Below are 24,994 nucleotides of genomic sequence, written 5' to 3' on the forward strand. Positions count from 1 at the left end.
TTAAGTCATGAAAATAAGAATAAAAAAAGACGATAAAGTCAAGGTATTGACCGGCAAGGACAAAGGTAAGATCGGCACGGTACTCAAGGTTGTCCAAAAGAAAAACCGGATTGTTGTGGAAAATATCAACATGGTTAAAGTTCATCAGAGACCTTCCCAGGCAAATCCCCAGGGGGGCATTGTTGAAAAACCCATGCCCATGGACGTGTCCAATCTTATGCTGATGTGTAACTCCTGTGTAAAACCGACCCGTATCGGAATCAAAGAGCTGGAAGATGGAAAACGGGTAAGAGTCTGTAAAAAATGCAATCAGCAGATAGACTCATAACACCAAAGCCTGGAGAAAATAAATGAGTACGCTTAAGGAAACGTATACCAATGAAGTGGTTCCCGCACTGATGGGTGAGTTTAACTACACGAATCTGTGCCAGGTGCCCAAGTTGGAAAAGATTGTACTGAATATGGGGCTTGGCGAAGCGGTCAGAAACCCGAAAATTGTTGAAACAGCAGCCCAGGAACTTGGATTGATTGCAGGGCAGAAAGCGGTAATCACCCGCGCAAAAAAACCCATTGCCAACTTTAAATTGCGTGCGGATCTTCCCATTGGCTGCAAAGTGACCCTTAGACGGGAAAAAATGTATGACTTTCTTGACAGACTGATCAACATCGCACTTCCCCGTGTAAGAGATTTTAGAGGCATTTCCGGAAAAGCATTTGATGGCCGTGGCAATTACAGTTTAGGCATCACGGAGCATATCATTTTTCCTGAAATTGAATATGATAAGACCGACGCTATCAAGGGCCTCAACGTAACGGTTGTCACCACAGCCAAAACCGATGAAGAAGGGAAATCATTCCTTAAATTGATGGGAATGCCCTTTAAAAATTAAGGACCTAAGGAGGAAGATCGTTTGGCTAAAAAAGCTTTAATCGCAAAGGCACAAAGAAAACCCAAATTTGGTGTACGGGCTTACAACAGGTGTCCTTTATGCGGTAGACCACGTGCGTTTATTAGAAAAGCTGGTATCTGTAGAATCTGTTTTAGAACGCTTGCCTCACAAGGTAAACTGCCGGGCGTAACCAAGTCTTCTTGGTAATGTATCCTAGGCAGTATATCCAGATTCTAACGATTATTTTAATATCAGCTTATTTAAGGAGATTTTCAAATGGCAACTAGTGATCCCATTGCAGACATGCTGACCATAATCAGAAATGGTGGCAAGGCAGGTCTGTCCAAGGTGGATATCCCCGGATCCAAGATTAAACTTGAAGTGGTGCGGGTGCTTAAGAAACAAGGGTATATCAAAGATTACAAATTTCTAGAAAACCAAACCCAGGGTGTTATCCGGGTGGCCTTGAAATATGTTTCAGAAGGCAAACCCTCTATTTTTGGTATCCAGCGCGTCAGCAAACCCTCTTGCAGGGTGTATGCTAAATCAAAAAATATCAAGCCGGTATTAAATGGCCTAGGTATTTCCATCATTTCGACTTCTAAGGGGTTGATGACCGACAAGCAGGCAAGAGAAGCAAAGGTCGGCGGTGAAATTCTTTGTAACGTTTGGTAAGACAGGAGCTATAAGATGTCCAGAATAGGAAAAAAGCCGGTTCAGCTTCCAGATAAGGTTCAAATCACCCTTGATGGCGATATCATCAATGTCAAAGGGCCTAAAGGCAGTCTTGACCGCAAGCTGCATCCGGCAGTCAATATTGAGATTGACAACCAGGTGTTGAGTGTATCCACAGACACCGCTGATAAAAAGAAAGTGGCACTGCAGGGGCTTTTCAGGTCTCTTATTTTTAATATGGTGCATGGTGTCACGCAAGGTTATGAGAAAAAACTGGTACTTTCAGGCATTGGTTACCGGGCTGAGACCAAAGGAAAAAATCTGGTGCTTTCTGTCGGGTATTCAAACCCTGTGGATTTCGCCCTTCCTGATGGTGTGGCTGCAGCGGTTGACAAAAACGTCGAAGTGACCCTTACCAGTATCGATAAAGAGCTTTTGGGGCAAGCCGCAGCAAACATCAGAGCGATTAGACCTCCCGAGCCTTATAAAGGCAAAGGCATTATGTATGCTGACGAAAGAATTATCAGAAAAGCAGGTAAGACTGCTGGTAAAGATTAAAAGGTGGGGAATATAGATTATGGCAAATACATCACCAAGGCTGGTCGCACGGCTTAAAAGAAAAAAACGGATCAGAAAAAATATATTTGGTAATCAGGAACGTCCCCGACTGAGCGTTTTCAGAACAGCCAAACATATTTACGCCCAGATCATAGACGACACCAAAGGTGTTACGCTGGTCGCAGCGTCAACCCTTGACAAAGAATATAAAGATACCCCCATTGAGGGGAAAAAACAGGATGTTGCAAAGACTGTGGGCAACCTTATCGGCAAAAGGGCAATGGATAAAGGAATTAAAAAGGTTGTTTTTGACCGGAATGGGTTCCTTTTTCATGGACGCGTAAAAGCACTTTCAGACGGGGCCCGGGAAGCCGGTCTTGAATTCTAAATTAAGGAGGAACACCCTTGGCAAGACAACAACAGCAGATGGAAGATACCGGTCTGATCGATAAGGTCGTTAGAATAAACCGTGTTGCGAAGGTCGTTAAAGGTGGCCGGAATTTTACCTTCACTGCCCTGGTTGTGGTAGGTGATGGTGAAGGCAGCGTGGGATATGGACTGGGAAAGGCCCAAGAAGTTCCTGAAGCCATTAGAAAGGGAATGGATAAAGCCAAACGAAATATGAAAAAAGTCGCTATCCTGAATGGCACGGTTCCCTTTGAAGTTTTGGGTCACGCCGGATCAGGCCGGGTTCTTCTCAAACCGGCTTCTCCCGGTACAGGACTGATTGCCGGTGGCGGTATTCGTGCGGTCCTTGAAGCAGCCGGGGTCACCGATATTTTAACCAAGTGTATTGGTTCCCACAACACCCAGAACATTGTAAGAGCCACCATGGCCGGCCTCCAGTCCTTGTGTACCAAGGAGGAAGTTGCCAAAAGACGCGGGCTTAAACCTGAGGAAATATAAAGAGGCGGACAATGGCTGATAAAATTAAAATTACGCAGATAAGAAGCACCATCGGGCGTCCTGCAAAGCATGGACGGATTATTCGCTCCCTTGGCATTAAACGGATGCATCACACTGTGGAGCACGATAATACCCCTGTGATTATGGGGCAGGTGGAAAAGGTTTCACACCTTGTGAAAGTAGAGGAGGTTTAGGATGCAGTTACATGATCTGGCACCAGCTCCCGGAAGCAGAAAAAATAGAAAAAGAATCGGGCGTGGTCCTGGTTCCGGTATGGGAAAAACGTCCACCAAAGGTCATAAGGGCCTTAAGGCACGTTCCGGCGGATCTGTCCGCCCCGGTTTTGAAGGTGGACAAATGCCCATTTACAGGCGGCTGCCCAAACGCGGGTTTAAAAATTATATGTTTAAAACCCATAATGCAGTGCTGAACGTTCAGGATCTTGACCGGTTTGATGACGGTACTCAAATCACCGAGGCCGTTCTTCGGGAAGCCGGTCTTGTGAAAGGTTCTGTGGACGGTGTTAAACTTCTTGGGAATGGTGAGGTGACCAAGAAGTATATTCTGAAAAATATTTTGGTTTCCCAGAGTGCGAAAGAAAAAATTGAAACTGCCGGTGGCAGCGTAGAATTAGCGTAAGGTATAAGGAACAGTCTCAATGATCCAGAACAGCTACCAGAATATGCTCAAATTGCCGGAACTGAAGCGCAAAATATTGATAACGCTCGCCTTGCTTTTTGTTTACCGGGTCGGGGTGCATGTACCGACACCCGGTATTGACGGCGCAGCATTGGAATCTTTTTTTGCATCGGCCTCAGGCACTTTATTCTCCATGTTCAACATGTTTTCTGGAGGAGCGTTGCAGCGGCTCTCTATTTTTGCCCTGGGTATTATGCCTTATATTAGTGCTTCCATTATTCTGGAACTTATGACCGTGGTTATTCCCTATCTTGAACAGCTCAAAAAAGAAGGGGATGCCGGCCGTAAAAAGAAAACCCAGTTAACCCGGTATGGAACCGTTGTTTTAAGCGCCATACAGGGGTTTGGTATTGCGGTCGGCCTTGAATCCATGACATCTCCTGCCGGTGTTCCCATTGTACCCTATCCTGGGTGGGGATTCAGACTGATCACCATTATCACCCTGACAGCGGGAACCGCATTTATCATGTGGCTTGGTGAGCAGATTACCGAAAGGGGAATCGGCAACGGGATCTCTTTGATCATTTTTGCCGGTATTGTCGCAAATATGCCATCAGCAGGTATTAAAGTGGGACAGCTTTTGAGTACGGGTGAGATGGGGTTGTTTTCAATCCTCATTCTGATTCTATTGATGGTTGCGGTAATTGCCGCCATTATTTTCATGGAACAGGCCCAGCGCAGAATTCCGGTCCACTATGCCAAACGTGTGGTCGGCAGAAAGATGTATGGCGGACAAACTTCGCATCTTCCGCTTAAGATCAATACATCCGGCGTTATCCCGCCCATTTTTGCTTCCTCCATCATCATGTTTCCCACCACACTGGCCCAGTTCATCAATTTGCCGATTATGCAGACCGTGGCGGGCATGTTCAGTCCGGGAACAATCTGGTATTACCTGTTATATATTGGTTTTATCGTGTTCTTCTGCTTTTTTTATACCGCAGTTCAGTTCAACCCTGAAGATGTGGCCGAAAATATGAAAAAGAACGGTGGATACATCCCGGGCATTCGTCCGGGAAAGCGGACAGCTGAGTATATCGATAAAGTGCTTACAAGGATTACTGTAGGCGGTGCGATTTATGTTTCGGCGGTTTGTGTATTACCCACTGTATTGATGAATAAGTTTAACGTCCCTTTTTATTTCGGCGGGACAGCGTTGTTGATTGTTGTTGGTGTTGCTATTGATACCATTTCCCAGATAGAGTCACATTTGATTACCAGCAATTATGACGGATTTCTGGGACGCTCCGGAAATAAACGGATTAAAAGCCGGTCCTGATATGGCACCACAAAGGAGAAGATTTTAGTTATGGCCAAAGAAGAGCCCATTAAAGTAGACGGTAAAGTCCTTGAAACACTTCCCAATGCCATGTTCAAGGTTGAGCTGGAAAATAAGCATGTTCTGCTGGCACATATTTCTGGGAAAATGAGAATGCATTTTATAAAAATACTTCCCGGCGACAGGGTGACTGTGGAAATTTCTCCCTATGATCTGAGCCGTGGCAGAATAACCTACCGGTATAAATAAAATTGAAATGAGGAGCAGTTAGATGAAAGTCAGAGCATCCGTAAAAAAAATTTGCAGGAACTGCAAAGTTATTAAAAGGCGCGGTGTTATTAGAGTTATTTGTGTGAACAAGCGCCATAAACAGCGTCAGGGATAGGAGGATAGAAAAATTTGGCACGTATAGCTGGAGTTGACTTACCAAAAGATAAGCATGCGTGGATCGCTTTAACCTATATCTATGGTATTGGGCGCAGCAGGTCTATGCAGATACTTGAAAAAACGGGAATTGAACCCACAATCAAGGCCGACGATCTGACCGAAGAGCAGGCAAATGAAATCAGGAAGGTCATTGATGCCGAGTTCAAGGTTGAAGGTGAACTGCGTTCTGAAGTGTCCATGAATATTAAACGATTGATGGATCTAGGATGTTACAGGGGACTGCGTCATCGTAAAGGCCTGCCCTGCCACGGGCAGCGGACCAGTACCAACGCCAGAACCAGAAAAGGTCCCAAGCGCGCGGCAGTGAAAAAGAAAAAGTAGGACTTAAATAATAAGGGATAACAATTATGGCGAAAAAGTCTAAAAAGGTCATTGCCAAAAAGCGGGTTAAAAAGAATATATCAACCGGCATAGTGCATATTCAGTCTACCTTTAACAACACCATTGTCACCATTGCAGATGAAAACGGCAACACCATTTCCTGGTCATCTGCCGGGATGCAGGGGTTTAAAGGGTCCAGGAAATCCACGCCCTTTGCAGCCAAGCTGGTTGCAGAGGATGCAGGGGCGAAAGCTATGGAACATGGTATGAAAAACGTCGGGGTATATGTTAAAGGCCCCGGACCTGGAAGAGAATCTGCGCTTCGGGCACTGCATGCACTTGGGTTTAATATTTCCATGATTAAGGATGTTACCCCGGTACCGCATAACGGGTGCCGCCCACCCAAAAGAAGACGTGTATAAAATTGTTTGAACGAAAATTCATCCATCTGCGGTATTGCAAAAAAAATTTGCATCCGGGCAAATTTTCATCCAGACACGGAACACTATCAATTATTTCGGCGAACATAATCTAATCCGGAACATTTTAACGTGTAAACTTTATCACAATAGATAAAGGAGGAAACTTGGCAAGATATAGAGGTTCTGTCTGCAGACAGTGCAGACGTGAAAATATGAAGCTTTTTTTAAAAGGTGATCGTTGTTTTTCTGATAAATGCAGTTATGACAGAAGAGGGTTTCCCCCTGGGCAGCACGGTCAGAAAAGAGTTAAACAATCAGATTACGGCATGCAGCTTCGAGAAAAACAGAAAGTTAAACGAATTTATGGTGTATCTGAAAAACAGTTTAGAAATACTTTCAAACGGGCAGACCGTCAAAAAGGCATCACCGGTATTAATTTGTTAACATTACTTGAGACCCGGTTAGATAATACTGTATTTCGACTTGGCTTCGTAAATTCCAGAAATCAAGGTCGTCATTTTGTTCGTCACAATCATTTTACTGTAAACGGTAAAAAGGTTAATATCCCATCCTATCAGGTCAAAAAAGGGGATGTTATCGAACTTTGTGAAAAAAGTAGGACCATACAGGCCATTATTGATTCCCTGGATGCCATTGTAAGGCGTGGTATCCCCCAGTGGCTTGAAATTAATAAAGACAGTTTTAAGGGTGAAATAAAAGGACTTCCCGGAAGAGAAGATATTTCACTGCCGATCCAGGAGCAGTTGATCGTAGAGCTCTATTCAAAATAGGTTCATCATACATATGATCTACCAAATTATCTATTCAGGAGATTTAAATGTCATCTGAAAATCTTGCATATGTTAACTGGCGAGAGATGATCAAGCCGGAAAAGCTTGATGTTACCACAACTTCCACCTATGGCAAGTTTGTGTGTGAACCCCTTGAAAGGGGATACGGCATCACCATTGGTAACTCGCTTCGGCGGATTATTTTATCCTCCATTTATGGTGCCGCCATAGTCTCCGTGAAATTCGATGATGCACTTCACGAATACAGCGTTATCTCAGATATTAGAGAGGATGTATCTGAGATCATTCTTAATCTGAAAGAATTGAAGCTCAAAGTAGACGATCCAGAGGAAAAAATACTGACCCTTAATATCACTGGCGAGGCCGATGTTACAGGTGCGGATATCGTCAGCCCGGACGGTCGGGTGAAGGTTCTTAACCCGGAGCAGCATATTGCCACGGTAAATAAAAATGGGAAACTCAATATTGTCATGGTTGTGAAAACTGATAAAGGGTATGCCCTGTCATCAGCAAATAAGGATGACGATGCCCCCATCGGCACCATTCCCATTGATTCAGCGTTTTCTCCCATTAAGCGCGTAAAATATGTGGTGGGTACATCACGTATTGGCCAGAAAACCGATTATGACAAACTGACTTTTGAAGTCTGGACAGACGGTAGTGTTACACCTGATGATGCTGTTGCTTACGGTGCAAAAATCCTTAAGGAACAGATGAATCCATTTATCAATTTTGATGAAGAACTTGAACCTGATGAATCGGAATATAAAACCGATGAAGGTGAAAAAGGATTCAATGAGAATATCTATCGTTCCGTGGACGAACTCGAGCTCTCCGTTCGCAGTTCAAATTGTCTGAAAAATGCGAGAATCCACACCATCTACCAGTTGGTCCAGAAAACCGACAGCGAAATGCTCAAGACAAAAAATTTCGGCCGTAAATCACTCAATGAAATCAAAGAAGTGCTTACTTCAATGAACCTGTCTTTAGGGATGGACCTTGAGGGGATCGAACCGCCGGAAGATGTGAATATTCAGGAAGGAGAATAAATACCATGAAACATAGAAAATCCGTATTAAAGCTGAACAGAACCTCCGCCCATAGAAAGGCGATGTTTAGGAACATGGTAACTTCTCTGTTCAAACACAGCAGCATCAAAACAACTGAAGCCAAAGCCAAAGGCCTTCGTAAGATTGCCGATAAAATGATCACCCTGGCCAAACGGGGAGATCTTCATGCCAGGCGTCAGGCCATGGCGGTAATCCGTGAAAAAGATGTTGTTCATGCCCTTTTTGAAGAGGTAGCAGAGAAGTTTAACGCAAGGCAGGGTGGATATACCAGGATTATCAAGTTAGGACCAAGAAAAGGGGATGTTGCTCCCATGGTTCAGATTGAGTTGATCACCGATTAATCAGATTGTAAACAATGGATATGGTTTAAAACCATGCCCGTTCAGGCGGTTGATTCCTGATTGCCGGATCCCCGTCAGATATCGAAAAGCTTTGACAGTAGAGTCATACCCCTCTGTCAAAGCTTTATTTGCAATACCGCAAAACTCACCTTTTTTGAATTTGCTGCCATTCGGCGGACTGCCACTTTCGCCCGTAATTGATGCAGTTCGGACTCTCTCAGTGCTTGGGCCAATAACCGATTTCAATCCTTTTCGGGTGAGTTTTGCGGTATTGCCATTTTTCTTTTCATTATGGGTTGCATCTTCATCGTTCCGCATTCCTTTGAAGACCCTCTGTCCGTAACGGCTACATTACTGTTCCGCTTAGGGCTTGGCTGTCGCAGTTACAACGGCCCGGAGCAGAAGACCCGTCACCGGGTAAGATCGTGTACTTTCATTGCTCGCTCACCTCCTCTACCCAAAGGAATACGGAAAGGATATTGGGTTTTGATAGTCGAGGGTATCTCGCCCCTTCCTTTAGGCCTACCAGAGGTTCACACCGAGTTTGAGTAGCAAGTTTGGCGCCGGCTTCCTTCAGATTCCTCATTGGCTTTCCTTCACCGGGTTATCCCTCCTCGGGCAGGATTCGGAAAGTTTCTTCGGGCATCTTTGCCTTTGCCTACATATTCCCTCCTTTCAAGGGCTATGGCTGGACTTACACCAGCTAGTTCACAACCATGCCGGTCGCACCTCTCATAATCTAACCTTATTCGTCATGTCATTTTATCAATTCAAATAAACTGTATTTTGAAGCTTTTTTGTCAAAAGTGAAGACTGTTTCACAGCCATAAGAGCTTGCGGTATGAGCAATCAGCAAATCAGATAAATCATATTTGCTATTTTTCCCTGCAATGATAAATTTTTGAATAGTTTCCAGGTGTTCAAATTTTAAAATTGGCATAAGTATTAAATCTGAAATGGAATCTATTATGTTGTTTCTTTCAATGTTGTATGCGGATTCTAAAACCCAAAGAAGCTCTAAAACTACCAATAATGGAACAAATAATTCGTTTTTATTCAGTTCAACTTCTTTGAAAAGATTATAAACAATTTTGGCTTGATCATGGTCATCGCCAACAAGAAATCGAACAAGAATATTGGTATCAATTCCTTTCATTTGAATTTACTCTTCATTCGGCTCGCTATGGCATTGTTTATTTCTTCTATAGAGATGGCTTTCTGTTCAGGCTTTTGTAATTTACAAAATAGTTCATCCACTGTTTTTGAAATTGGTCTTATGATTGCTTCCATTTTATCTGTAACGATAATTTCTATTTTATCCCCTGTACGCAACTTAAGGGCGTCCCTAATTTTTTTGGGGATTGTCACTTGCCCTTTTGTTGTGATCGTAGCTAAAGCCATAGTCATTCGCCCTTTATCTTACATTGATATATTTTCTTACTTCAAGGTAAGATTTTATTAAAAAAAAATCAAGTAGAAATTGATAACTCCGATATTTGAGTGAAGTTGCCGGCTGGCTGATTCATAGATCGACGTTGCTCGACCCAGAGGAAAACCCCTCTCGGACGGGAGATGAGGTAGAAAAGGAGCTGGTTGAGTACCTGGACCAGTTACTTGAGCAAACCAAAGATAATCCGACACTGTTCATGTTCGCAAGCAAGATCCGCAGAACTACTCACAATTACGCCTCCGGCTTGTTTCACACTTACGATATACCCGCTTTGCCGAGAACGAACAATGATCGGGAAAGTGAATTCCGTGGACTCAATCAGCGCCTGTTGCGAACAACAGGGCAAAAAGGAGCTACAAATCGTATGATCCAGAGTTCGGGAGCGTGGGAATTGATTCCGCGCCCGGGAAGTTTTGAAGAAACGATTAACGCATTATCATCTGTTGATATGGATGAATTCCGTGAAGAACGACAACGACTTCGCAATCACCGTAGTCGTTTCAAACTCCATACCCGTTCCGGCAAAAAAGTTCGAACAGAGCTGGAAAAATTGACGGCACGCTGGCTTGAATTGCCACAGGATAATCAAAAAAGGTGAGTTTTGCGGTATTGCGAATTTTAATGTCGGGGTTCTATCATGACTAACCGGCCAAGATAATTGTCGCAGAATAATAAAGGAAGTCCTTTAAACTTATTGACACTTCTTGTAAATTTTACCAAGCTGTTAAGTACATATAACGCACTTAAAGGGTTGATAAAAAAACACAAAAAAACATAAAGAAGAGAAAACATGGCTTACAAAATCATTTATAAAACTGGCATATCCTTTATTTCAGACGCAAAAACTTTGGTTGAAGCAAAAAAACAAGCTTCAGAATACGCTGGTTACGGATTCGGTAGTATCTGCATATTAGAGGGTGAGGATAACGATTCTTCCAGTGATCCCATCGCTATAAGATTTGAACATGACACTGAATGGATAGAGCCTGAAATATAAAGCCAACCGCCCCGGTGAATGCCGGAGCATAGTGAAACACAAAACAGACGTGATGTGCAACTTTATGTATCGACAAGGCCGTAAAATTGTAAATTTTCCGACCGTAAAGATAATTGATAAAGACTGCAACAGTATGAGACAGTATTTTTCGAACCGTCCTGCTTCTCAGATGCCACAAATCCCTTGTACGCACTGTCTCAATATTAAAAAGTTGCATATCACGTTTATTTGTCAACGCCTTATTTATCAAACAATGCTCTCATGGTGCTGAGCAGCAGGTGGGTATCCAAAGGCTTTTCAAGAAAGGCCTGAATACCGATGGCCCTGACTTCGGACCAGGTGGTGGTTTCACTATAGCCGGAGCATAAAATTATCGGCATATTTTTATTTTCCGCTAAAATGGCTTCAGCCAGGGCAATACCGGTCATATGGGGCATGGTCATATCGGTAATCACCATATCAAAGCTTATGTTTCCTTTCTGATAGGCATCCAGGGCGCTTTTTCCGTTATTAAACGGGTGGACCGAATAACCGAACCTATTAAGCAGCTCTTCAATTAAAGCCAGAATGTCGGGCTCGTCATCCACGACCATGATGGTTTCTTTGCCTGGTTTCAGAGATGCATCACTTCCTGTGTGACTGCCTGCTGCTGAACCCCTTTTCGTTACGACCGGCAGGTAGACGAAAAATGAGGTTCCGTGTTCCGCAATATTTTCAACGCAGAAAAGGCCTTTATGGTCTTCGACAATGGCCCTGACCAGGGCAAGCCCTAACTCCGTATCCCGGTCCATCTCTTTGCTTGTAAAATAGGGATCAAATGCCTTTTCAATGGCTTTGGGGGGCATCCCTTTGCCGGTATCTTTTACCATCAGGTTTAAAAAGGGTCCGGGCCGGAAATAGTCTTTATTTTGATGTGCCGGCGCAATCTGATCAACTGTGGATAGGCTCACCGTCAAAGTCCCACCGGATGTCGTCATGGCATGATAGGCGTTTGTACACAGGTTCATGATCATCTGATGCATCTGGGTGGGGTCTGCATTAACCATATCTCTGGTTTCCACCCGGGTTACTATTTCAATGGTGGTGGGTATGGAAGACCTGAGAAGTTTAAGTGCCTCTTTAACCACAAGGTAGAGCTTTAGCGGACTCTTTTGGTTCTTTGCCTGGCGGTTGAAGGTCAGAATCTGTTTAACAAGGTCAGATGCGCGCTGGGCCCCTTTGATGATCTGATTCATGTGATTGTTCAATTTTTCATGGTTATTCAGGTTCATCTGGGCTAGTTGGGCATAACCGAAAATGCTGGATAGAATATTATTGAAATCATGGGCAATCCCACCGGCCAGGGCACCGATGGCTTCCATTTTCTGTGCCTTTTGTAATTGGATAAGAAGCTTGCGACGTTCTTTGTCTGCACATTTTATTTCAGTGATATCTCTGCTTTCAGCAACAATGAACTCAACATGTTTGTCGCTGCATACAGGTTTCAGGGATATCTCAACTTCCTTTATCTGTTCGTCCCCATCGACAATGGCGGTCTCTATGCGGGCGGTTTTCCCAAGGGCCGCACGTTCCACAGCCTGTTTAATTTCCTGCCGGCATTTTTCATCATGCCGGCACCAGGGACTGTCCCAATACGGTTTATACAGAACATCAGTTTCCGTACATTGGGAAAATGCAAGTTGGTTTTCATTTACATCTTCTATGATTCCATCGGGCGAAATAATAGAGATCAACTGAAACGACAGGTTAAAAAGTACCTGGCGCTTCAACTCCTTTGACTTAAGGGTATCCTGGGTTGCAATCGTTTTTTGGCTCGGGTCATTCAGCTGGTCATGATCTTTTTCCATACGGGTCATGAATGAATTAAAATGCCGGGCAAGACTTCCAACCTCATCCTGGGCATTATAGTTCAGGCGAATGCTGTAATCGCCTGCTTCACTGTTGTCCAGAATATGTGTAAAATTTTCAATGGGTTTGGTGACGGATCGTGACAACAGATAGGTCAAGACCACAAAAGCCAGAAGAAAAAATAAAATATCCAGGGTAATTAATGTGGAGAATGTGCTTAAGGGGGTGTAGATGTCATCCACATAGCTTGCTGCACCAATGATCCACTTGTATTGGGGAAGATATCTGAAAATAACCAGTTGCTCCCCGGGACGGGTGTCCGGTACAGATAACCCAAACGTTTTTATTTTTCCCGATTTTTCGTTAAGTATTTTTTGAATAACGGCGGAAAACGCTTGGGGCTGGGCCAGCAGATTTTTTCCCTGGAGAAAGGGGTGCATGACCGCGTTCCCTTTTTCATCAACGATAAAGGCATAGCCGTTGTTCCGGAATTTGAATTTTGTAATGGCTTTGAACCTGTTTTTTATACCGATGTCTGCCGTTATCTGGATAAGATCCTTGAGAAATGTGACGCTTTGATTCAGCTCCTTTTCAATGCCGGCGTCAATCAGGTTTCGACTTTGAACAAAGATCAGTGCGTTGGAAATGAGAATTAATGGCACAAAAACAATGAGGAAAGAAAAAAGCAGTTGATTCCTGAACGTAAGATTTTGAATTTTGGGTAATGTGATCAATGGTCGTGGAGAATCCCTTGGACTGAATTATCGCATTATGGGAAAAGTCTAATATAAACTTGCGTAAAAAGCCATAAAAAATGGAAAAGAAAAATTCTCCGCTCCAGCGCTCCAGGAAGAGGGAGGAAACAAATAGGGCGCAAGTAGCCCCCAAAAGATCCTTTATGCGCGTTTCTTTTTTGCGGCTTTATGCTGGTACATTTTTGAATCGGCTGTTTTAATCAGTCCGGGTGGATTAGACACTCCTTTATCGGACAGGCTGGCGATGCCATGGCTGATCCGGATGTTAAACGTATATCCACCGGAAATCAGCGGATGGGTTTCAAAATGCTCATTCACCCGTTTGATGAGTTGCTCGGCACGTTCTTTTTTTGTGGATGGTAAAAGAACGACAAATTCATCCCCGGCAAGCCGGGCCACGATATCCTGTTTCCGTTTCAGGCTGCCCAGGGTGTCTGCAAGAAAGCACAGGGCTTCATCACCGATGCTGTGCCCTGCAGTATCGTTAATGGTTTTAAAATCATCAAAATCAAGGAAAATAAGTGACAGTTCGCTATCATAACGTTTTGCCCGTGAAAATTCCCGGTCAAGTATGCGCTCAAAAACGCCCCGGTTAAACAGGCCTGTCAAAGGGTCATGATAGGCCAGAAATTTTAGCTTTTCATGGGCCGCGACATTGGACAGGCACAGAGATACTTTCTGGGCCAGCTGCTCCAGAAGAGAGGTGTCAATACCGGGTTCAAACCGGCGAATGTCGACATCTGCCAGGTTAATACTGCCCACAAGTTTTCCATCCAGGGTTATTGGGGCGATGGCAAGGGACCCTATGGGTTGGGTTTGGCTATCGGGCATCAGATCTTTGAAAAATGTTAAATTCCTGTTGCTCAGTACGGGTTTTTGGTCCTTGATAATGAAAATAAAACGTTCCTGGGCCACAAAAGCAATCGCTGATTTCAGGGCCGCGGATTCATTTCTGGCCCTGAGCTGCTCACAAATACTGCTTTCCCGGATAATAGAAAGCCAGATATACGGTATGCTGAATTTGTCTGCAATTTGGAACAAAAGTCGTTCAAAAAAATCTTCAAAGTTCAGGATGCTTAGAATGCTGATCTCAATCTCGTTGAACTTTCTGGCTATTTCCTCATTTTTTTTAAGTTGATCTATCAGATATCGCGGTATTTCCATTTTGCATAAATTCCAAAATTGAGGCTTGCCTGAATGTATTATCATTCCCATTTAATGGGCATTTGCCATAAAGTCAATAGAATTTTGAAATTCGCTGAAGGTGCCGGGGCATGCGTCACACACGGTTGGCGGGCGCGTTTCTATTCTTTATCCGCCAATGGATGCCATATGATTCAACGGCACATCCCGGGCAGTTCTCTTTTTTAAGTTATGGCATAACGGCTTGTCCCTCAGGGCTGTGACCATAATCTGTTTTAGCGCCTGATCATCGGCACCGTTGCGCAGGGAGGTGAGAATATCGGTTTCATTGTTTCTCAGCAGACAGGGCCTGAGGGTTCCCCGGGAGGTCAGGCGCAATCTGTTGCAGTCACTGCAGAAATGAGAACTGACCGGTGCGATGAACCCTAAAATCCCCGGGGCCCCGGCCAGTCTGAACGGTTTTGCAGGTCCGTCATTGGGCCCTTTAGGGACTGCTGTCAAAGGCCCATGGGCGTCAATGATCATATCTTTAATGTCCCGGGCCAGGATCTGCCGGTCTGTATTCACATCTGTGCCCCCCATGGGCATGTATTCAATGAACCGGACATGGAAGGGGTATACCCGGGTCAGTCCGGCAATGGCCTGGATTTCATCATCATTGAATCCTCTCAGTGCCACGGTATTGATTTTTATGGGTGACATACCCAGATCATGGGCAGCCATGATGCTGTCCCAAACCCTTTGGAAGCGGTCCCGTTGGGTAATCCGGATGAATTTTTCCGGCATAAGGGTGTCCAGGCTGAAGTTGAGCCTTTGGATACCCATATCCATCAACTCTTTCAGCTTATCCCGGTCCAGACGGGAGCCGTTGGTGGTAATGGAGATATCTTTTAACTGGGGAATGCGGCATAACCGGCGGATAAAGGAGAAAATACCCTTTCTGACAAAAGGCTCTCCGCCGGTGACCCGGACCTTGGTGATGCCCATGTCACAGCCGATGCGGACGAGCCTTAATATCTCTTCATACCGGGCAATTCTGTCATGGGCAATGGCCTTGAATGATGCTGCCGGAGTACAATACCTGCACCTGAAATTACACCGGTCCGTAACAGAAATTCTCAGATAATTGATGTTTCTGGCCCCGGCAATCATGGTGCGCTTTAATTTTTTGAAACACCGGACAAAGGGGTTTCATAATATTCGAGCAGTGCGTCAATCAGACCGTCAATGGTAAAAGGGTCCGCCTCAATATCCGGTGCAAGCCCTTTGGCCCGGATCGTGTCCGATGTGATGGGGCCGATGCTTGCAAGGGTTACGCCTTCAAGCAGGGCAGGGGCGTTCTCTCCTTCAAGCAAGGTCAGAAAATTGGTTACAGTGGAAGAAGAGGTAAAGGTCACTGCGTCTATATCTTTGGCCTTAAGCATATCAATGAGAAGGTCTTTTTCCTCATCTGCCAGCCGGGTTTCATAGGCGGTGACCTCATCCACCAGGGCGCCCATGCGTGTCAGTTCCTCGGGCAGGATGGTGCGGGCTTTTTTGGCCCGGGGCAGCAATACCTTTTTGCCGGTCATATCAAGGTCTGAAAATGCATCTACAACAGATTCCGCCCGGTAGGTTTCGGGCAGAATATCGGAAATGATGCCATAGTCTGCCAGGCGTTCTTTGGTCACAGGGCCGATGCAGGCAAATTTAAGATGTCCCAGGGCACGGACATCCTTTCCCTTTTCAAAAAGGGTATCAAAGAAAAATTTTACCCCGTTCACCGAGGTCAGCACCAGCCAGTCATACTGGTCCAGGTGATCAATGGCCGTTTCCAACGGGCGTTTGTCTTCAGGCGGTGCGATTTTAATGGTGGGGATTTCTATGCACTGGGCACCCAGGCGGCCAAGCGAGGCCACAAGGCCGGATGCCTGGGCCCGGGCCCGGGTAATTACAATTTTTTTCCCGAACAGGGGCGTTCGGTCAAACCAGGCCAGTTCATCCCGCAAAGAGACCACATGCCCCACCACAATGATGGCCGGGGATTTCAGTCCGGCTTTTTCAACGGCATCAACAATGGTGGCCAGGGTGCCGGTCACGGTCTGCTGGCGGGTGGTGGTGCCCCAGCGCACCAGGGCCACAGGCGTATCCGGCGGTTTGCCGTGTCCCATCAGTTTTGTGACGATATTGGACAGGTTTTTGACCCCCATCAGAAAGACAAGGGTGGCGTCGGATTTGGCAAAGATGTCCCACTGCATCCGGGACTCTTTTTTATCGGGCCGTTCGTGACCGGTAATAAAGGAGACAAAGGAGGTGTGGTCCCTGTGGGTCACCGGGATCCCGGCATAGGCCGGGGCCGCCACAGCAGATGTGACACCGGGTATCACCTCATAGTTAATGCCATAGGACAACAGCTCCTGGGCCTCTTCCCCGCCACGGCCGAAAACAAAGGGATCGCCGCCCTTGAGGCGGGCTACGTTTTTGCCTTCCCTGGCCTTGTCCACCAGCAGCAGGTTGATTTTGTCCTGGGTCAGGGTATGGTCCCCGCCTTTTTTCCCCACGTAGATAATTTCAGCGTCTTTTCCGGCATATCCAAGCAGAGAGGGGGATGCCAGGTAATCATAAACCACCACATCCGCCGCTTGAATACACTCTTTTGCCTTTACGGTGATAAGCCCGGGATCTCCCGGGCCTGCACCAATCAGATAAACTTTGCCCCGGGGTTGTGTCATGGGATATTCAGTGCCTCCAATATGCGTTGTCCGCCTTGATCAAGAACAAGTTTTGCCAGTTCCCGGCCTTTTTCAGCCACCTGTTCAGGGGTTGATTCCATGGTTTCTTTAATTAAGAATTCGCCGTCCTCGGATGCCACCACCGCAGTCAGTATTACCCGGCTGTCCCGGATTTTACCGAAACAGGCCACAGGGATATGGCAACTGCCTTCGATCTCTTTGAGAAATGCCCGTTCTCCGGTCACACAGATCCGTGTGGGGCCATGGTCCAGGACCGATAAAATATCTGCCATGTCCGGATCATTTTCCCGGGTTTCAATGCAAAGCGCGCCCTGGCCAACAGCCGGCACCATGTCGGTTTCAGCAAGGTACTCGGTGATCTCTTTGCCCTGGCTCAGACGTTCAAGCCCGGCAGCCGCCAGAACAATTGCCGCATATTCACCGGACTTAAGTTTTTTAAGCCGGGTATTCAGATTACCCCGGATGGATTTGATTTCAAGATCCGGGCGCAGATGTTTAAGCTGGGAGCCCCGGCGAAGGCTGGATGTGCCGATGACCGCACCCTGGGGGTAATCTTTGAAAAGCTGCCCCCGGGAGGATATGAGCACATCAAAGGGATTGGCCCGTTCCGGTATGGCCCCGATAATCAGTCCCCGGGGCAGTTCGCCCGGCATATCCTTCATGGAGTGAACGGCCAGGTCAATACTGCCGTCTAACAGCGCGGCTTCGATCTCTTTGACAAAAAGGCCTTTGCCTCCCACCATGGCAAGGGGGCGGTCTGTTATCCGGTCTCCCGTGGTCTTGATAGTTTTTATATCAACACGGATGTCCGGAAATGCTGTTTCAATGTGCTGTTTTACATGGTTGGCCTGCCACAGGGCCAGTGTACTTCCCCGGGTGCCAATGCAGATATTTGATTTCATATTCACCCGATTGTTGCGCTGGTGCTGCAGGAACTGCAATTTGTTGAGGTGCAGCCGGCACAGCCTGAACTGCCCGCTGATGTGGTTGTCTGAACTTGGCCGCCTGGGCCTGTGGATTTGGAGACAAATCCGCATTTTGACATGAGTCGTGCCAGGTCTTCGCTGCTGCATGCCGGGCATTGGGGTGTATCACTGCCCATTACCAGGGTTTCAAAATTTTTACCGCAGGCGTTGCAGGTATATTCATAAATCGGCATTCTTCCGCCCCTTTTTATTGGTTTACAGTTAGAAATAACACTCCAATATAAGGATATAGCGCTTATTTTTCAAGGCCATGATTCAATTTGTATTATTGCCGGACCGTATTATGGAAGGCTGCAATGGTCAGGGTGGGGGACTGCTGTTTATCTGTCAAAGGGAAAGGCCTGCCGAACTTTGTGCCTGAAATCCCGTTCAGTCAGGAACTGCCAGGCAATTTGAGCAAGAATCCGGGCGGTTTTTTTCATCTGGGAAAATGCAAAGTCCGTTGCCGCTGCCCGGGCAAATTCCCTGGAGTGAATAATAATACCGGGATTGTCTTGGGTAATGTTAAAATAGGCGTGCATGGCCGGAATTTCATAGGTGACATCTCCGAAATCCGAGGACCCCCGGGACGGCTTTGGCCATTGGGGCTGCATACCGGCATCCCGGGCAAGCGAGAAAAAGGCCTGGTTGAGCGGAGCATTGGGAATGCCCGGTTTATACGGGTTGGGTATTTCCGAAAACGTCAGTGCTGTATCGGTCATCAGTGCAGCGCCTTTGGCAATATTTTCAAACCGGACCTGCATCTGATCAAGAAAGTGAAGATCAAAATCGCGTAAATAGAACTCGGCCCGGGCAAAGTCCGGGATAATATTGGGGGCCTGGCCCCCGTCCCGGATCACCCCATGGACCCGGCTGGTTTCAGTGAGCTGCTGGCGCCAGGCATCCACGCCGTTGAATAAAAGCCGCAGGGCGTCCAGGGCGTTGATGCCTTTTTCAGGACAATCTGCCGCGTGTGCGGTTTTTCCCGTATATGAGACCATGAACTGTCTGATACCGGACTCTCCGGCATAGGGGCCTGTGGCATGGTCCGACGGGTGGGCCATGAGCACCAGGTCCACATTTTCCAGCGCCCCGCTCCGGATTAGATCAATCTTGGCGCCCCGCTGCTCTTCGGCAGGGGTTCCCATCACCGTAACCCTGCCGGGTAAATGGTGAAGGGCCAAAAGATTTTTCAGCACCACGCCCGCCCCCAGTGCCACACCGGCAATCAGGTTATGGCCGCACCCGTGTCCTATGCCGGGCAGGGCATCATATTCAGCCATAAAGCAGATATGGGGTCCGTTCCGGCCTGCTGTCGCATTAAAGGCCGTGGCAAGGCCCTTATATCCTGTTTCCACAGAAAATTCCCAGGCGTTCAGCAGATCCGCCTGCCAGGCGCATGCCCGGGTCTCTTTTTCGGAAAGTTCCGGTGTTTCATGAATTTTGCGCACCACGGACAATAAATCGTGTTCGTGGGATTTCAATATGGATTGGATCAGCTTTTCCGGGGTAGTCATCTAAGGAGGTTGTCTGAGTTTATTAATTAATGTTTATAAAGTACAATTTTGCCAGCAACAGAAATAATAAAATTTCGGTTCCTTAATTTTAATGGATAGAATTTTTCAGGATTTGGTGTGAATGTCAACCTGGAAAATATAGGTTTTTAAAATACGATGGTATCCGGGAAAACAAAACGCTATACTGAACTTTTAATAATAAGGGATTTATTTGAATGAAATTCATATTTCTGCTGGTGCTTGCGTTTGCTGCGGGCATGCTGGGGCCAGTGCAGGCCGGAATGAATGCAAAGATCGGAAAAGCGTTGAACGATCCCTTTTATGCGGCCCTGATTTCATTTGCCGTGGGCACGGCAGGGCTTTTAGCTTATGCGCTGATCGGAAGGATGGATTTTGCGGTGATCCGCACCGTTTCAGGCGTTCACTGGAGTCTTTGGCTGGCCGGGCTTTTAGGTGCCTTTTATGTAACCGCGACCATCGTGCTTGCGCCAAGGCTGGGAACGGCCCTGACCTTTGGCCTGGTGGTGGCGGGGCAACTGGTCATGGCTGTGGCCATGGACCATTTTGGTCTGTTTGGCATGCCGGTTCAGCCGGTTAACTGGCCCCGTCTTGCCGGTATTGCATTGATCGTGGGGGGGACCATGTTAATACGGTGGTTTTAGGCTGTTTGAACGCAAGGTCACCCATTTGCGGCGTTGCAGAAAAATTTGCATCTGGGCGACTTTGGGTTCAAACATGACTTATTCGAGGGCTTCAATCACGCCGGCAGCGATCAGGGGAATCAGTATCTCGTGATGCCCGACAATGGCATACCCTTTGCCCCGGCCCTGGGTCGGCCGGTTGACCACATTGGTCATGGGGCGGTAATGGCGGATGAAATCCAGATTTACCGTGGTGAAATCATCCACCTTATGCCCCAGGTTTCTGACCAGGGTCAATGCTTTTAAGAATACTTCAGGAAGAATGACAGCTGATCCTGCATTGATGAATACGCCGTTTTCAAGGTCTGCCAGGGTTGATGCAAGGGTCTTGAAATCATGAAGGGTTGCAGCACCGCAGGCCGCGCCGTCAAAGCCCGGGTGCATATGAATGATGTCCGTACCAATGGCCACATGTACAGTTACGGGCACATCCAGACGTGCGCCGGCAGCGGTCAGGCTTGAATCCTTAAAGGGCAGGTCCAGATCTTGGATAAGCTGGCCCACGGCCCGTCCCAGTCCTGTTTTCTGATCATGGGCCCTGGAAATGGCCTGGTTGAGCAGTTCCGAAGTCTCTTTGGCCATGCCGAAGCTGCCCGAGGCCAGACTTTCGGCCACATCTTCACTGGTACGGCCGGTGAACGCCACCTCAAAATCATGGATGATGCAGGAGCCGTTCATGGCCAGATGGGTGATCACCCCTTTTTCCATGAGATCAATCAGGATGGGGGCCATGCCGGTTTTGACCACATGCCCGCCCATGCCAAAGCAGACATGGCGATTTTTCCGGGCTGCCCCGGCAATGGCGTCAATCACCCCCCGGATATCTTTGCCCGCAAGAATGGCGGGCAGCCGGTCAAAAAAGGTTCCAAGACCTGCTCCCTTTGTCCAGGGCCTGGCAAAATCATCCCGGGATACCAGACTTTTTCTGTCTTTAATGGAATAGGTGGACAGTTTTGAGTAGTCTAATTGGGGGTGATCCGATTTTAAGTGACTCGGTTTTAAGTCATCCGATTTTAAGTAATCCAGGGAGGGGGACCGCCCGGCTCCTTTCTTATTTGACATGGAACAGCATTCTTTCGGTAAGATCGCAAAGAATATGGCCCAGGGTGATATGGACCTCCTGGATACGCGCGGTTACGGGACTGTCCACACAAAATGCCATGTCACTCATCTCTTTTAGCTTTCCCTTGGCCCCGGAAAATCCCACCAGGGTCAGTCCCTGCTCCTTTGCCACGGCTGCCGCCCGGATCACATTGGCTGAATTTCCAGAGGTTGAGATACCAATGGCCATGTCCTTTTTGTGTCCCAGGGCCTGGATCTGCTTTGAGAAAATCTCGTCAAAGGAGTAGTCGTTGCCGATACTGGTGATAACGGAGGTGTCACAGGTCAGGGCAATGGCGGGCAGTGGTTTGCGTTCCATCTGAAACCGGTTGACAAATTCTGCGGCAATGTGCTGGCAGTCCGCTGCAGATCCGCCGTTTCCGAAAAGCAGCAGTTTCCTGCCGGTATCAAAGATTTCCGCCATTTGTCGGGCACAGGTCTCAATAAGGTCCTCATGGGTTGCAAAGAATTTTTGCTTGGTTTCAATGGCATCCTGAACAGTCTGCCGGATCAGCGCTTTCATTTGTTCTCCCTTTTTTTAGGTCTTTGTATCCAATGGTATCAGGCTGATTTGATGGCCCTGTCCTGGTGTGTGCCCTCAATCTGGTCGTGGATATTTTGAATTTCTTCAAGATATTGTTTGTACTGTTCATTTTTAGGATCCAGGGCCAGACTTTTCTTTGCAAAACTTAAAGCAATGGTCAGGTTTTTTTTCTGTAACGCCATGGCCCGGGCATAGCCGGACAACGCTTCGGGATCATTGGGATTGAGTTTTACCGCCTGGTTGAACTGGACTGCGGCACCTGGGGCATCTTCCCTGTCCAGAAGGATCTGGCCTTTGATTCTGAATGCTGTGCCGGATTCGGGTTTGAGCCGGATGGCGGCATCCAGATGGGCCATGGCCATGGCAAATTTTTTTTCCTTGAACAGGAGATGGCCTAAAAGCAGCTCAATTTCAAATACATCAGGATTGATTCCGTGGGCTTTTTTCAGGTAAGCCAGTGCGGAATCGTTTTTATCGTTGATCCGGTGGATCAGGCCGATGTTGTGGATGACCATCGCCTCTTCGGGATTGATATTGCGGGCCTTTTCAAAGAATTCCATGGCCTTGTCCAGGCAGGCGTCTATCCCAAAGGCGACGCCCAGGCTGTTGAGCAGGTTGATATTGGCCGGGGCAATGGAAAGCCCTTTTTCGTATTCGGTGATGGCTGCATCAATATGATTGAACTGGAACAGCCTGTCGCCACTGATATTCAAGGACAGGGCGTCAAATTCAACTGTATGGCCGGGGCCGAAAAATGCCGCATGGTCCAGGGCTTTGAGCGCGCATCCGGCCATCTCTTCAACCGGGAAATCGTGAAAGGGAAAGGCAATGGTCCCCATGATCAGTTTGGCATTCAGTGCCTGGGATATCTTTTCATTGAGCAGGTCAAGCAGTTTTTTACCCTGGGAAGCTGTTTTATAATCCCAGAACACAAAGATGGCAGTAAACGGGTCCAGGCATTCCCAGATGCCTCGGTCTTCATCCAGCACCGAATGAAAGCAGGCATGAAAAATTTCATTTGCGTTATCAAGGGTCTTTTCCGGTGCTGCCGGATCAATCTGTATGGCGGCCGTGGTAAACATCTTTTGGGATGCGCAGGTATCGGCCATACGCCGGGAAAAAACTTCAAATTCTTTTGAGGGCTGGATGAGCAGGTCCGAATAGTAGACTTCCGGAGGACTGAAATCAGGGGCGTCCCCGGCTGTTTTTAAAAACTGGATCTCTTTTGCAACGAATTTTAGCGTCATAATTATTAGTTAATTCATTAATTTTTTTAAGATGTTGGCAAGGATTTTGTTCTGTCCGGGTTGAAGTGTCCTGGGGTCAATGATGAAGCAATTGTTCTCAATGCGTCCCATCACGGGCGGATCAAAGGCCCGCAGTTGTTTGTCCAGGGATGTTACGGACATGGTTTCGGGCCGGATGGTCAGGCACCGGGTGGGCAGGGTCAGCCCGGGACAGGAGCCGCCGCCCGGCCTGGAGGTCATATCTGCCAGGGCGAGTTCCGCCCGGTCCCCCACAGCCTCTGTGACCAGTGATAACAGAACCTCTGCATCCTGGCAGATTTGTTCATAGGGCAGGGTCAGCATTTTCAGGGTGGGGATCTTTTCAACAGCCACCCGGGTGTCCCGGTAAAGCTTGAGTGTAGCTTCCAGGCCCGCCAGGGTCATTTTGTCAATGCGCAGGGCCCGGGTCAGCGGGTTGGCCCTGATCTGGTCCAGGCACTGTTTTGTGCCGACAATAATGCCTGCCTGGGGACCACCTAAAAGTTTGTCTCCGCTGAAAGTGACCACGTCGGCACCCGAGGCTACCTGTTCAGAAACCGGGGGTTCGGAAGGCAGCCCGAATGCGCTGAGGTCAATCAGCGTGCCCGAGCCCAAGTCTTCCATTACCGGAATACCATGGGACTTTCCAATGCCCACCACGTCCTTGAGCGAGACCGATGTGGTGAATCCCTCAATTTTATAATTGGACGTGTGAACCTTGAGCAAAAGCCCTGTCTCTTCGGTAATGGCATGGGTGTAATCATGGGGGTGGGTGCGGTTGGTGGTCCCCACTTCCTTTAAGATACATCCGCTTTTTATCATCACGTCCGGTACCCTGAAGGCACCGCCGATCTCCACCAGCTCGCCTCTGGAAACAATGACCTGGCGTCCCTGGGCAAGGGTGTTTAAGGCCAGCAGCACGGCACCGGCATTATTGTTCACAGCCATGGCTGCCTGGGCCCCTGTCAACTCGCAGATCAGCGCTTCAATTGCTTCATAGCGGATGCCGCGCTTGCCCGTTGAAAGATTGAGTTCAAGATTGGAATACGAGGATGAGACCGCCACGATATTATCCAGGGCCTCCCGGCAGAGCACTGCCCTGCCGAGGTTGGTGTGCAGAACCACGCCGGTGGCATTGATCAAAGGCCCAAGCCGGTTTTTCATTTTCCGGGCAGCAAGCAGGGCTGCCTGTTTTATTATTGCTTCATCACTGACGACTAGGGGCCTGTGTTCAAGTATTTGTGTGCGGATATCGTCAATGGCCCTTCGTACCGATTCAAGTACAAGGCTGCGCGGCACCCGTATAAACCGGTCATCTGTTTCGGCAAGGGTCAGAATATGATCCACGCCGGGCAGAGATTTTAATTGTAACTGTTTATCCGGCATTGGCTGTTTCATAGTTCATTCAATAAAAATACGGGTAATGATTTTCGTTAAAATAGCCTTAATTATCATTAATTCCTGAAATTATTCAACCTTAATCTGTGGGTTATAACTGGAATTGGGATCCGGGTAAAGTTTTAAGTTTCTGATGCCGATTCAATTTTTAACTTGAT

At 47.3% G+C, this 24,994-nt stretch carries 34 protein-coding genes and 1 pseudogene; 20 read left to right on the top strand and 15 right to left on the bottom strand.

Annotation, left to right across the window (positions count from 1 at the left end; translation table 11 throughout):
- Nucleotides 1-7: 7 nt before the first annotated feature.
- The 17 genes from rplX (at nucleotide 8) to rplQ (ending at nucleotide 8,420) form a co-directional block, all read left to right on the top strand.
- Complete coding sequence (rplX, locus tag Q366_RS01550; protein ID WP_035235637.1) at nucleotides 8-328, top strand: 50S ribosomal protein L24; 321 nt, start codon at nucleotides 8-10, stop codon at nucleotides 326-328.
- A gap of 22 nt (nucleotides 329-350) precedes the next feature.
- Nucleotides 351-890: a 50S ribosomal protein L5 gene (gene rplE / locus Q366_RS01555; RefSeq protein WP_035235638.1), complete on the top strand. Its 540-nt coding sequence runs from the start codon at nucleotides 351-353 to the stop codon at nucleotides 888-890.
- Between the two features lie 21 nt (nucleotides 891-911).
- A complete protein-coding gene (locus tag Q366_RS20670) occupies nucleotides 912-1,097 on the top strand; it encodes a type Z 30S ribosomal protein S14 (RefSeq protein ID WP_083927967.1) in 186 nt (61 codons plus the stop codon).
- 69 nt (nucleotides 1,098-1,166) lie between these two features.
- Nucleotides 1,167-1,565, top strand: coding sequence for a 30S ribosomal protein S8 (rpsH, locus tag Q366_RS01560; RefSeq protein ID WP_035235639.1), 399 nt, complete (start codon nucleotides 1,167-1,169; stop codon nucleotides 1,563-1,565).
- Between the two features lie 15 nt (nucleotides 1,566-1,580).
- Entirely contained in the window at nucleotides 1,581-2,123 is a 543-nt protein-coding gene (gene rplF / locus Q366_RS01565; RefSeq protein WP_035235640.1) for a 50S ribosomal protein L6, read from the top strand.
- A 19-nt stretch (nucleotides 2,124-2,142) separates the two neighbouring features.
- Nucleotides 2,143-2,511: a 50S ribosomal protein L18 gene (gene rplR / locus Q366_RS01570; protein WP_035235641.1), complete on the top strand. Its 369-nt coding sequence runs from the start codon at nucleotides 2,143-2,145 to the stop codon at nucleotides 2,509-2,511.
- 17 nt (nucleotides 2,512-2,528) lie between these two features.
- Nucleotides 2,529-3,029 (top strand): 30S ribosomal protein S5, encoded by a 501-nt coding sequence (gene rpsE, locus Q366_RS01575; protein ID WP_035235642.1) that lies wholly within the window; start codon nucleotides 2,529-2,531, stop codon nucleotides 3,027-3,029.
- An 11-nt stretch (nucleotides 3,030-3,040) separates the two neighbouring features.
- The gene (rpmD, locus tag Q366_RS01580; protein ID WP_035235643.1) at nucleotides 3,041-3,223 is read left to right on the top strand and encodes a 50S ribosomal protein L30; all 183 of its coding nucleotides are present in this window, start codon (nucleotides 3,041-3,043) and stop codon (nucleotides 3,221-3,223) included.
- Nucleotide 3,224: 1 nt separating this feature from the next.
- On the top strand, nucleotides 3,225-3,668 hold the full coding sequence (gene rplO / locus Q366_RS01585; RefSeq protein ID WP_035235644.1) for a 50S ribosomal protein L15: 444 nt from the start codon (nucleotides 3,225-3,227) through the stop codon (nucleotides 3,666-3,668).
- Nucleotides 3,669-3,687: 19 nt separating this feature from the next.
- Nucleotides 3,688-5,007, top strand: coding sequence for a preprotein translocase subunit SecY (secY, locus tag Q366_RS01590; RefSeq protein WP_035235645.1), 1,320 nt, complete (start codon nucleotides 3,688-3,690; stop codon nucleotides 5,005-5,007).
- Nucleotides 5,008-5,037: 30 nt separating this feature from the next.
- Nucleotides 5,038-5,256: a translation initiation factor IF-1 gene (gene infA, locus Q366_RS01595; RefSeq protein WP_004073836.1), complete on the top strand. Its 219-nt coding sequence runs from the start codon at nucleotides 5,038-5,040 to the stop codon at nucleotides 5,254-5,256.
- 22 nt (nucleotides 5,257-5,278) lie between these two features.
- Nucleotides 5,279-5,392: a 50S ribosomal protein L36 gene (rpmJ, locus tag Q366_RS20675; protein WP_084691657.1), complete on the top strand. Its 114-nt coding sequence runs from the start codon at nucleotides 5,279-5,281 to the stop codon at nucleotides 5,390-5,392.
- Between the two features lie 14 nt (nucleotides 5,393-5,406).
- On the top strand, nucleotides 5,407-5,775 hold the full coding sequence (gene rpsM, locus Q366_RS01600; protein WP_035235646.1) for a 30S ribosomal protein S13: 369 nt from the start codon (nucleotides 5,407-5,409) through the stop codon (nucleotides 5,773-5,775).
- Nucleotides 5,776-5,801: 26 nt separating this feature from the next.
- The gene (rpsK, locus tag Q366_RS01605; RefSeq protein ID WP_035235647.1) at nucleotides 5,802-6,197 is read left to right on the top strand and encodes a 30S ribosomal protein S11; all 396 of its coding nucleotides are present in this window, start codon (nucleotides 5,802-5,804) and stop codon (nucleotides 6,195-6,197) included.
- A 164-nt stretch (nucleotides 6,198-6,361) separates the two neighbouring features.
- Nucleotides 6,362-6,988: a 30S ribosomal protein S4 gene (rpsD, locus tag Q366_RS01610; RefSeq protein ID WP_035235648.1), complete on the top strand. Its 627-nt coding sequence runs from the start codon at nucleotides 6,362-6,364 to the stop codon at nucleotides 6,986-6,988.
- Between the two features lie 47 nt (nucleotides 6,989-7,035).
- Nucleotides 7,036-8,058 (top strand): DNA-directed RNA polymerase subunit alpha, encoded by a 1,023-nt coding sequence (locus tag Q366_RS01615; protein ID WP_035235649.1) that lies wholly within the window; start codon nucleotides 7,036-7,038, stop codon nucleotides 8,056-8,058.
- A gap of 5 nt (nucleotides 8,059-8,063) precedes the next feature.
- Complete coding sequence (gene rplQ / locus Q366_RS01620) at nucleotides 8,064-8,420, top strand: 50S ribosomal protein L17 (RefSeq protein ID WP_035235650.1); 357 nt, start codon at nucleotides 8,064-8,066, stop codon at nucleotides 8,418-8,420.
- Here the strand turns inward: rplQ and Q366_RS01625 are convergent, their stop codons facing one another.
- From Q366_RS01625 to Q366_RS01635, 3 genes are all read right to left on the bottom strand, one after another.
- Complete coding sequence (locus Q366_RS01625; protein ID WP_035235651.1) at nucleotides 8,421-8,738, bottom strand: hypothetical protein; 318 nt, start codon at nucleotides 8,736-8,738, stop codon at nucleotides 8,421-8,423. It abuts the gene before it with no gap.
- 439 nt (nucleotides 8,739-9,177) lie between these two features.
- Complete coding sequence (locus Q366_RS01630) at nucleotides 9,178-9,576, bottom strand: type II toxin-antitoxin system VapC family toxin (protein ID WP_035235653.1); 399 nt, start codon at nucleotides 9,574-9,576, stop codon at nucleotides 9,178-9,180.
- Complete coding sequence (locus tag Q366_RS01635; RefSeq protein WP_035235654.1) at nucleotides 9,573-9,821, bottom strand: AbrB/MazE/SpoVT family DNA-binding domain-containing protein; 249 nt, start codon at nucleotides 9,819-9,821, stop codon at nucleotides 9,573-9,575. Before Q366_RS01635 ends, Q366_RS01630 begins: the two co-directional genes overlap by 4 nt.
- Nucleotides 9,822-9,916: 95 nt before the next feature.
- Here Q366_RS01635 and Q366_RS01640 point away from each other — a divergent pair, with 95 nt between their 5' ends.
- The gene (locus Q366_RS01640; protein WP_156968081.1) at nucleotides 9,917-10,468 is read left to right on the top strand and encodes a hypothetical protein; all 552 of its coding nucleotides are present in this window, start codon (nucleotides 9,917-9,919) and stop codon (nucleotides 10,466-10,468) included.
- Between the two features lie 192 nt (nucleotides 10,469-10,660).
- The gene (locus Q366_RS01645) at nucleotides 10,661-10,867 is read left to right on the top strand and encodes a hypothetical protein (RefSeq protein WP_035235658.1); all 207 of its coding nucleotides are present in this window, start codon (nucleotides 10,661-10,663) and stop codon (nucleotides 10,865-10,867) included.
- A gap of 62 nt (nucleotides 10,868-10,929) precedes the next feature.
- Here Q366_RS01645 and Q366_RS21870 read toward each other — a convergent pair.
- The 8 genes and pseudogenes from Q366_RS21870 to Q366_RS01680 form a co-directional block, all read right to left on the bottom strand.
- Nucleotides 10,930-11,075 (bottom strand): annotated as a pseudogene (locus Q366_RS21870) (IS982 family transposase); the annotation flags it as partial.
- A 31-nt stretch (nucleotides 11,076-11,106) separates the two neighbouring features.
- Nucleotides 11,107-13,449: a response regulator gene (locus Q366_RS19975; RefSeq protein ID WP_051957748.1), complete on the bottom strand. Its 2,343-nt coding sequence runs from the start codon at nucleotides 13,447-13,449 to the stop codon at nucleotides 11,107-11,109.
- A gap of 162 nt (nucleotides 13,450-13,611) precedes the next feature.
- A complete protein-coding gene (locus tag Q366_RS01655; protein WP_035235659.1) occupies nucleotides 13,612-14,634 on the bottom strand; it encodes a sensor domain-containing diguanylate cyclase in 1,023 nt (340 codons plus the stop codon).
- 147 nt (nucleotides 14,635-14,781) lie between these two features.
- Nucleotides 14,782-15,765, bottom strand: a complete 984-nt coding sequence (gene moaA / locus Q366_RS01660; RefSeq protein ID WP_035235660.1) for a GTP 3',8-cyclase MoaA — start codon at nucleotides 15,763-15,765, stop codon at nucleotides 14,782-14,784.
- 8 nt (nucleotides 15,766-15,773) lie between these two features.
- Complete coding sequence (gene cobA / locus Q366_RS01665; RefSeq protein ID WP_035235662.1) at nucleotides 15,774-17,324, bottom strand: uroporphyrinogen-III C-methyltransferase; 1,551 nt, start codon at nucleotides 17,322-17,324, stop codon at nucleotides 15,774-15,776.
- Complete coding sequence (gene hemC, locus Q366_RS01670; RefSeq protein ID WP_035235663.1) at nucleotides 17,321-18,247, bottom strand: hydroxymethylbilane synthase; 927 nt, start codon at nucleotides 18,245-18,247, stop codon at nucleotides 17,321-17,323. Before hemC ends, cobA begins: the two co-directional genes overlap by 4 nt.
- A 2-nt stretch (nucleotides 18,248-18,249) precedes the next feature.
- Nucleotides 18,250-18,504 (bottom strand): FmdB family zinc ribbon protein, encoded by a 255-nt coding sequence (locus Q366_RS01675; RefSeq protein WP_035235665.1) that lies wholly within the window; start codon nucleotides 18,502-18,504, stop codon nucleotides 18,250-18,252.
- A gap of 147 nt (nucleotides 18,505-18,651) precedes the next feature.
- Entirely contained in the window at nucleotides 18,652-19,827 is a 1,176-nt protein-coding gene (locus Q366_RS01680) for a M20 family metallopeptidase (RefSeq protein WP_035235666.1), read from the bottom strand.
- A 215-nt stretch (nucleotides 19,828-20,042) separates the two neighbouring features.
- On the opposite strand from Q366_RS01680, the gene Q366_RS01685 reads away from it, so the two are divergent.
- Nucleotides 20,043-20,489: a DMT family transporter gene (locus tag Q366_RS01685; protein ID WP_035235668.1), complete on the top strand. Its 447-nt coding sequence runs from the start codon at nucleotides 20,043-20,045 to the stop codon at nucleotides 20,487-20,489.
- A 78-nt stretch (nucleotides 20,490-20,567) separates the two neighbouring features.
- On the opposite strand, the gene Q366_RS01690 is transcribed toward Q366_RS01685, so the two are convergent.
- The 4 genes from Q366_RS01690 to selA are packed head-to-tail and all read right to left on the bottom strand — an operon-like array spanning nucleotide 20,568 to nucleotide 24,836.
- Nucleotides 20,568-21,590 (bottom strand): GSU2086 family protein, encoded by a 1,023-nt coding sequence (locus Q366_RS01690; RefSeq protein WP_084691660.1) that lies wholly within the window; start codon nucleotides 21,588-21,590, stop codon nucleotides 20,568-20,570.
- Nucleotides 21,580-22,152, bottom strand: a complete 573-nt coding sequence (locus Q366_RS01695) for a D-sedoheptulose-7-phosphate isomerase (protein ID WP_035235670.1) — start codon at nucleotides 22,150-22,152, stop codon at nucleotides 21,580-21,582. The genes Q366_RS01690 and Q366_RS01695 overlap by 11 nt, the downstream gene beginning before the upstream one ends.
- A gap of 38 nt (nucleotides 22,153-22,190) precedes the next feature.
- Nucleotides 22,191-23,420, bottom strand: a complete 1,230-nt coding sequence (locus Q366_RS01700) for a tetratricopeptide repeat protein (RefSeq protein WP_035235671.1) — start codon at nucleotides 23,418-23,420, stop codon at nucleotides 22,191-22,193.
- A gap of 9 nt (nucleotides 23,421-23,429) precedes the next feature.
- Nucleotides 23,430-24,836: an L-seryl-tRNA(Sec) selenium transferase gene (gene selA / locus Q366_RS01705; protein WP_035235673.1), complete on the bottom strand. Its 1,407-nt coding sequence runs from the start codon at nucleotides 24,834-24,836 to the stop codon at nucleotides 23,430-23,432.
- Nucleotides 24,837-24,994 lie beyond the last annotated feature (158 nt).

The organism is Desulfobacter vibrioformis DSM 8776 (genome assembly GCF_000745975.1).
Taxonomy (GTDB): domain Bacteria; phylum Desulfobacterota; class Desulfobacteria; order Desulfobacterales; family Desulfobacteraceae; genus Desulfobacter; species Desulfobacter vibrioformis.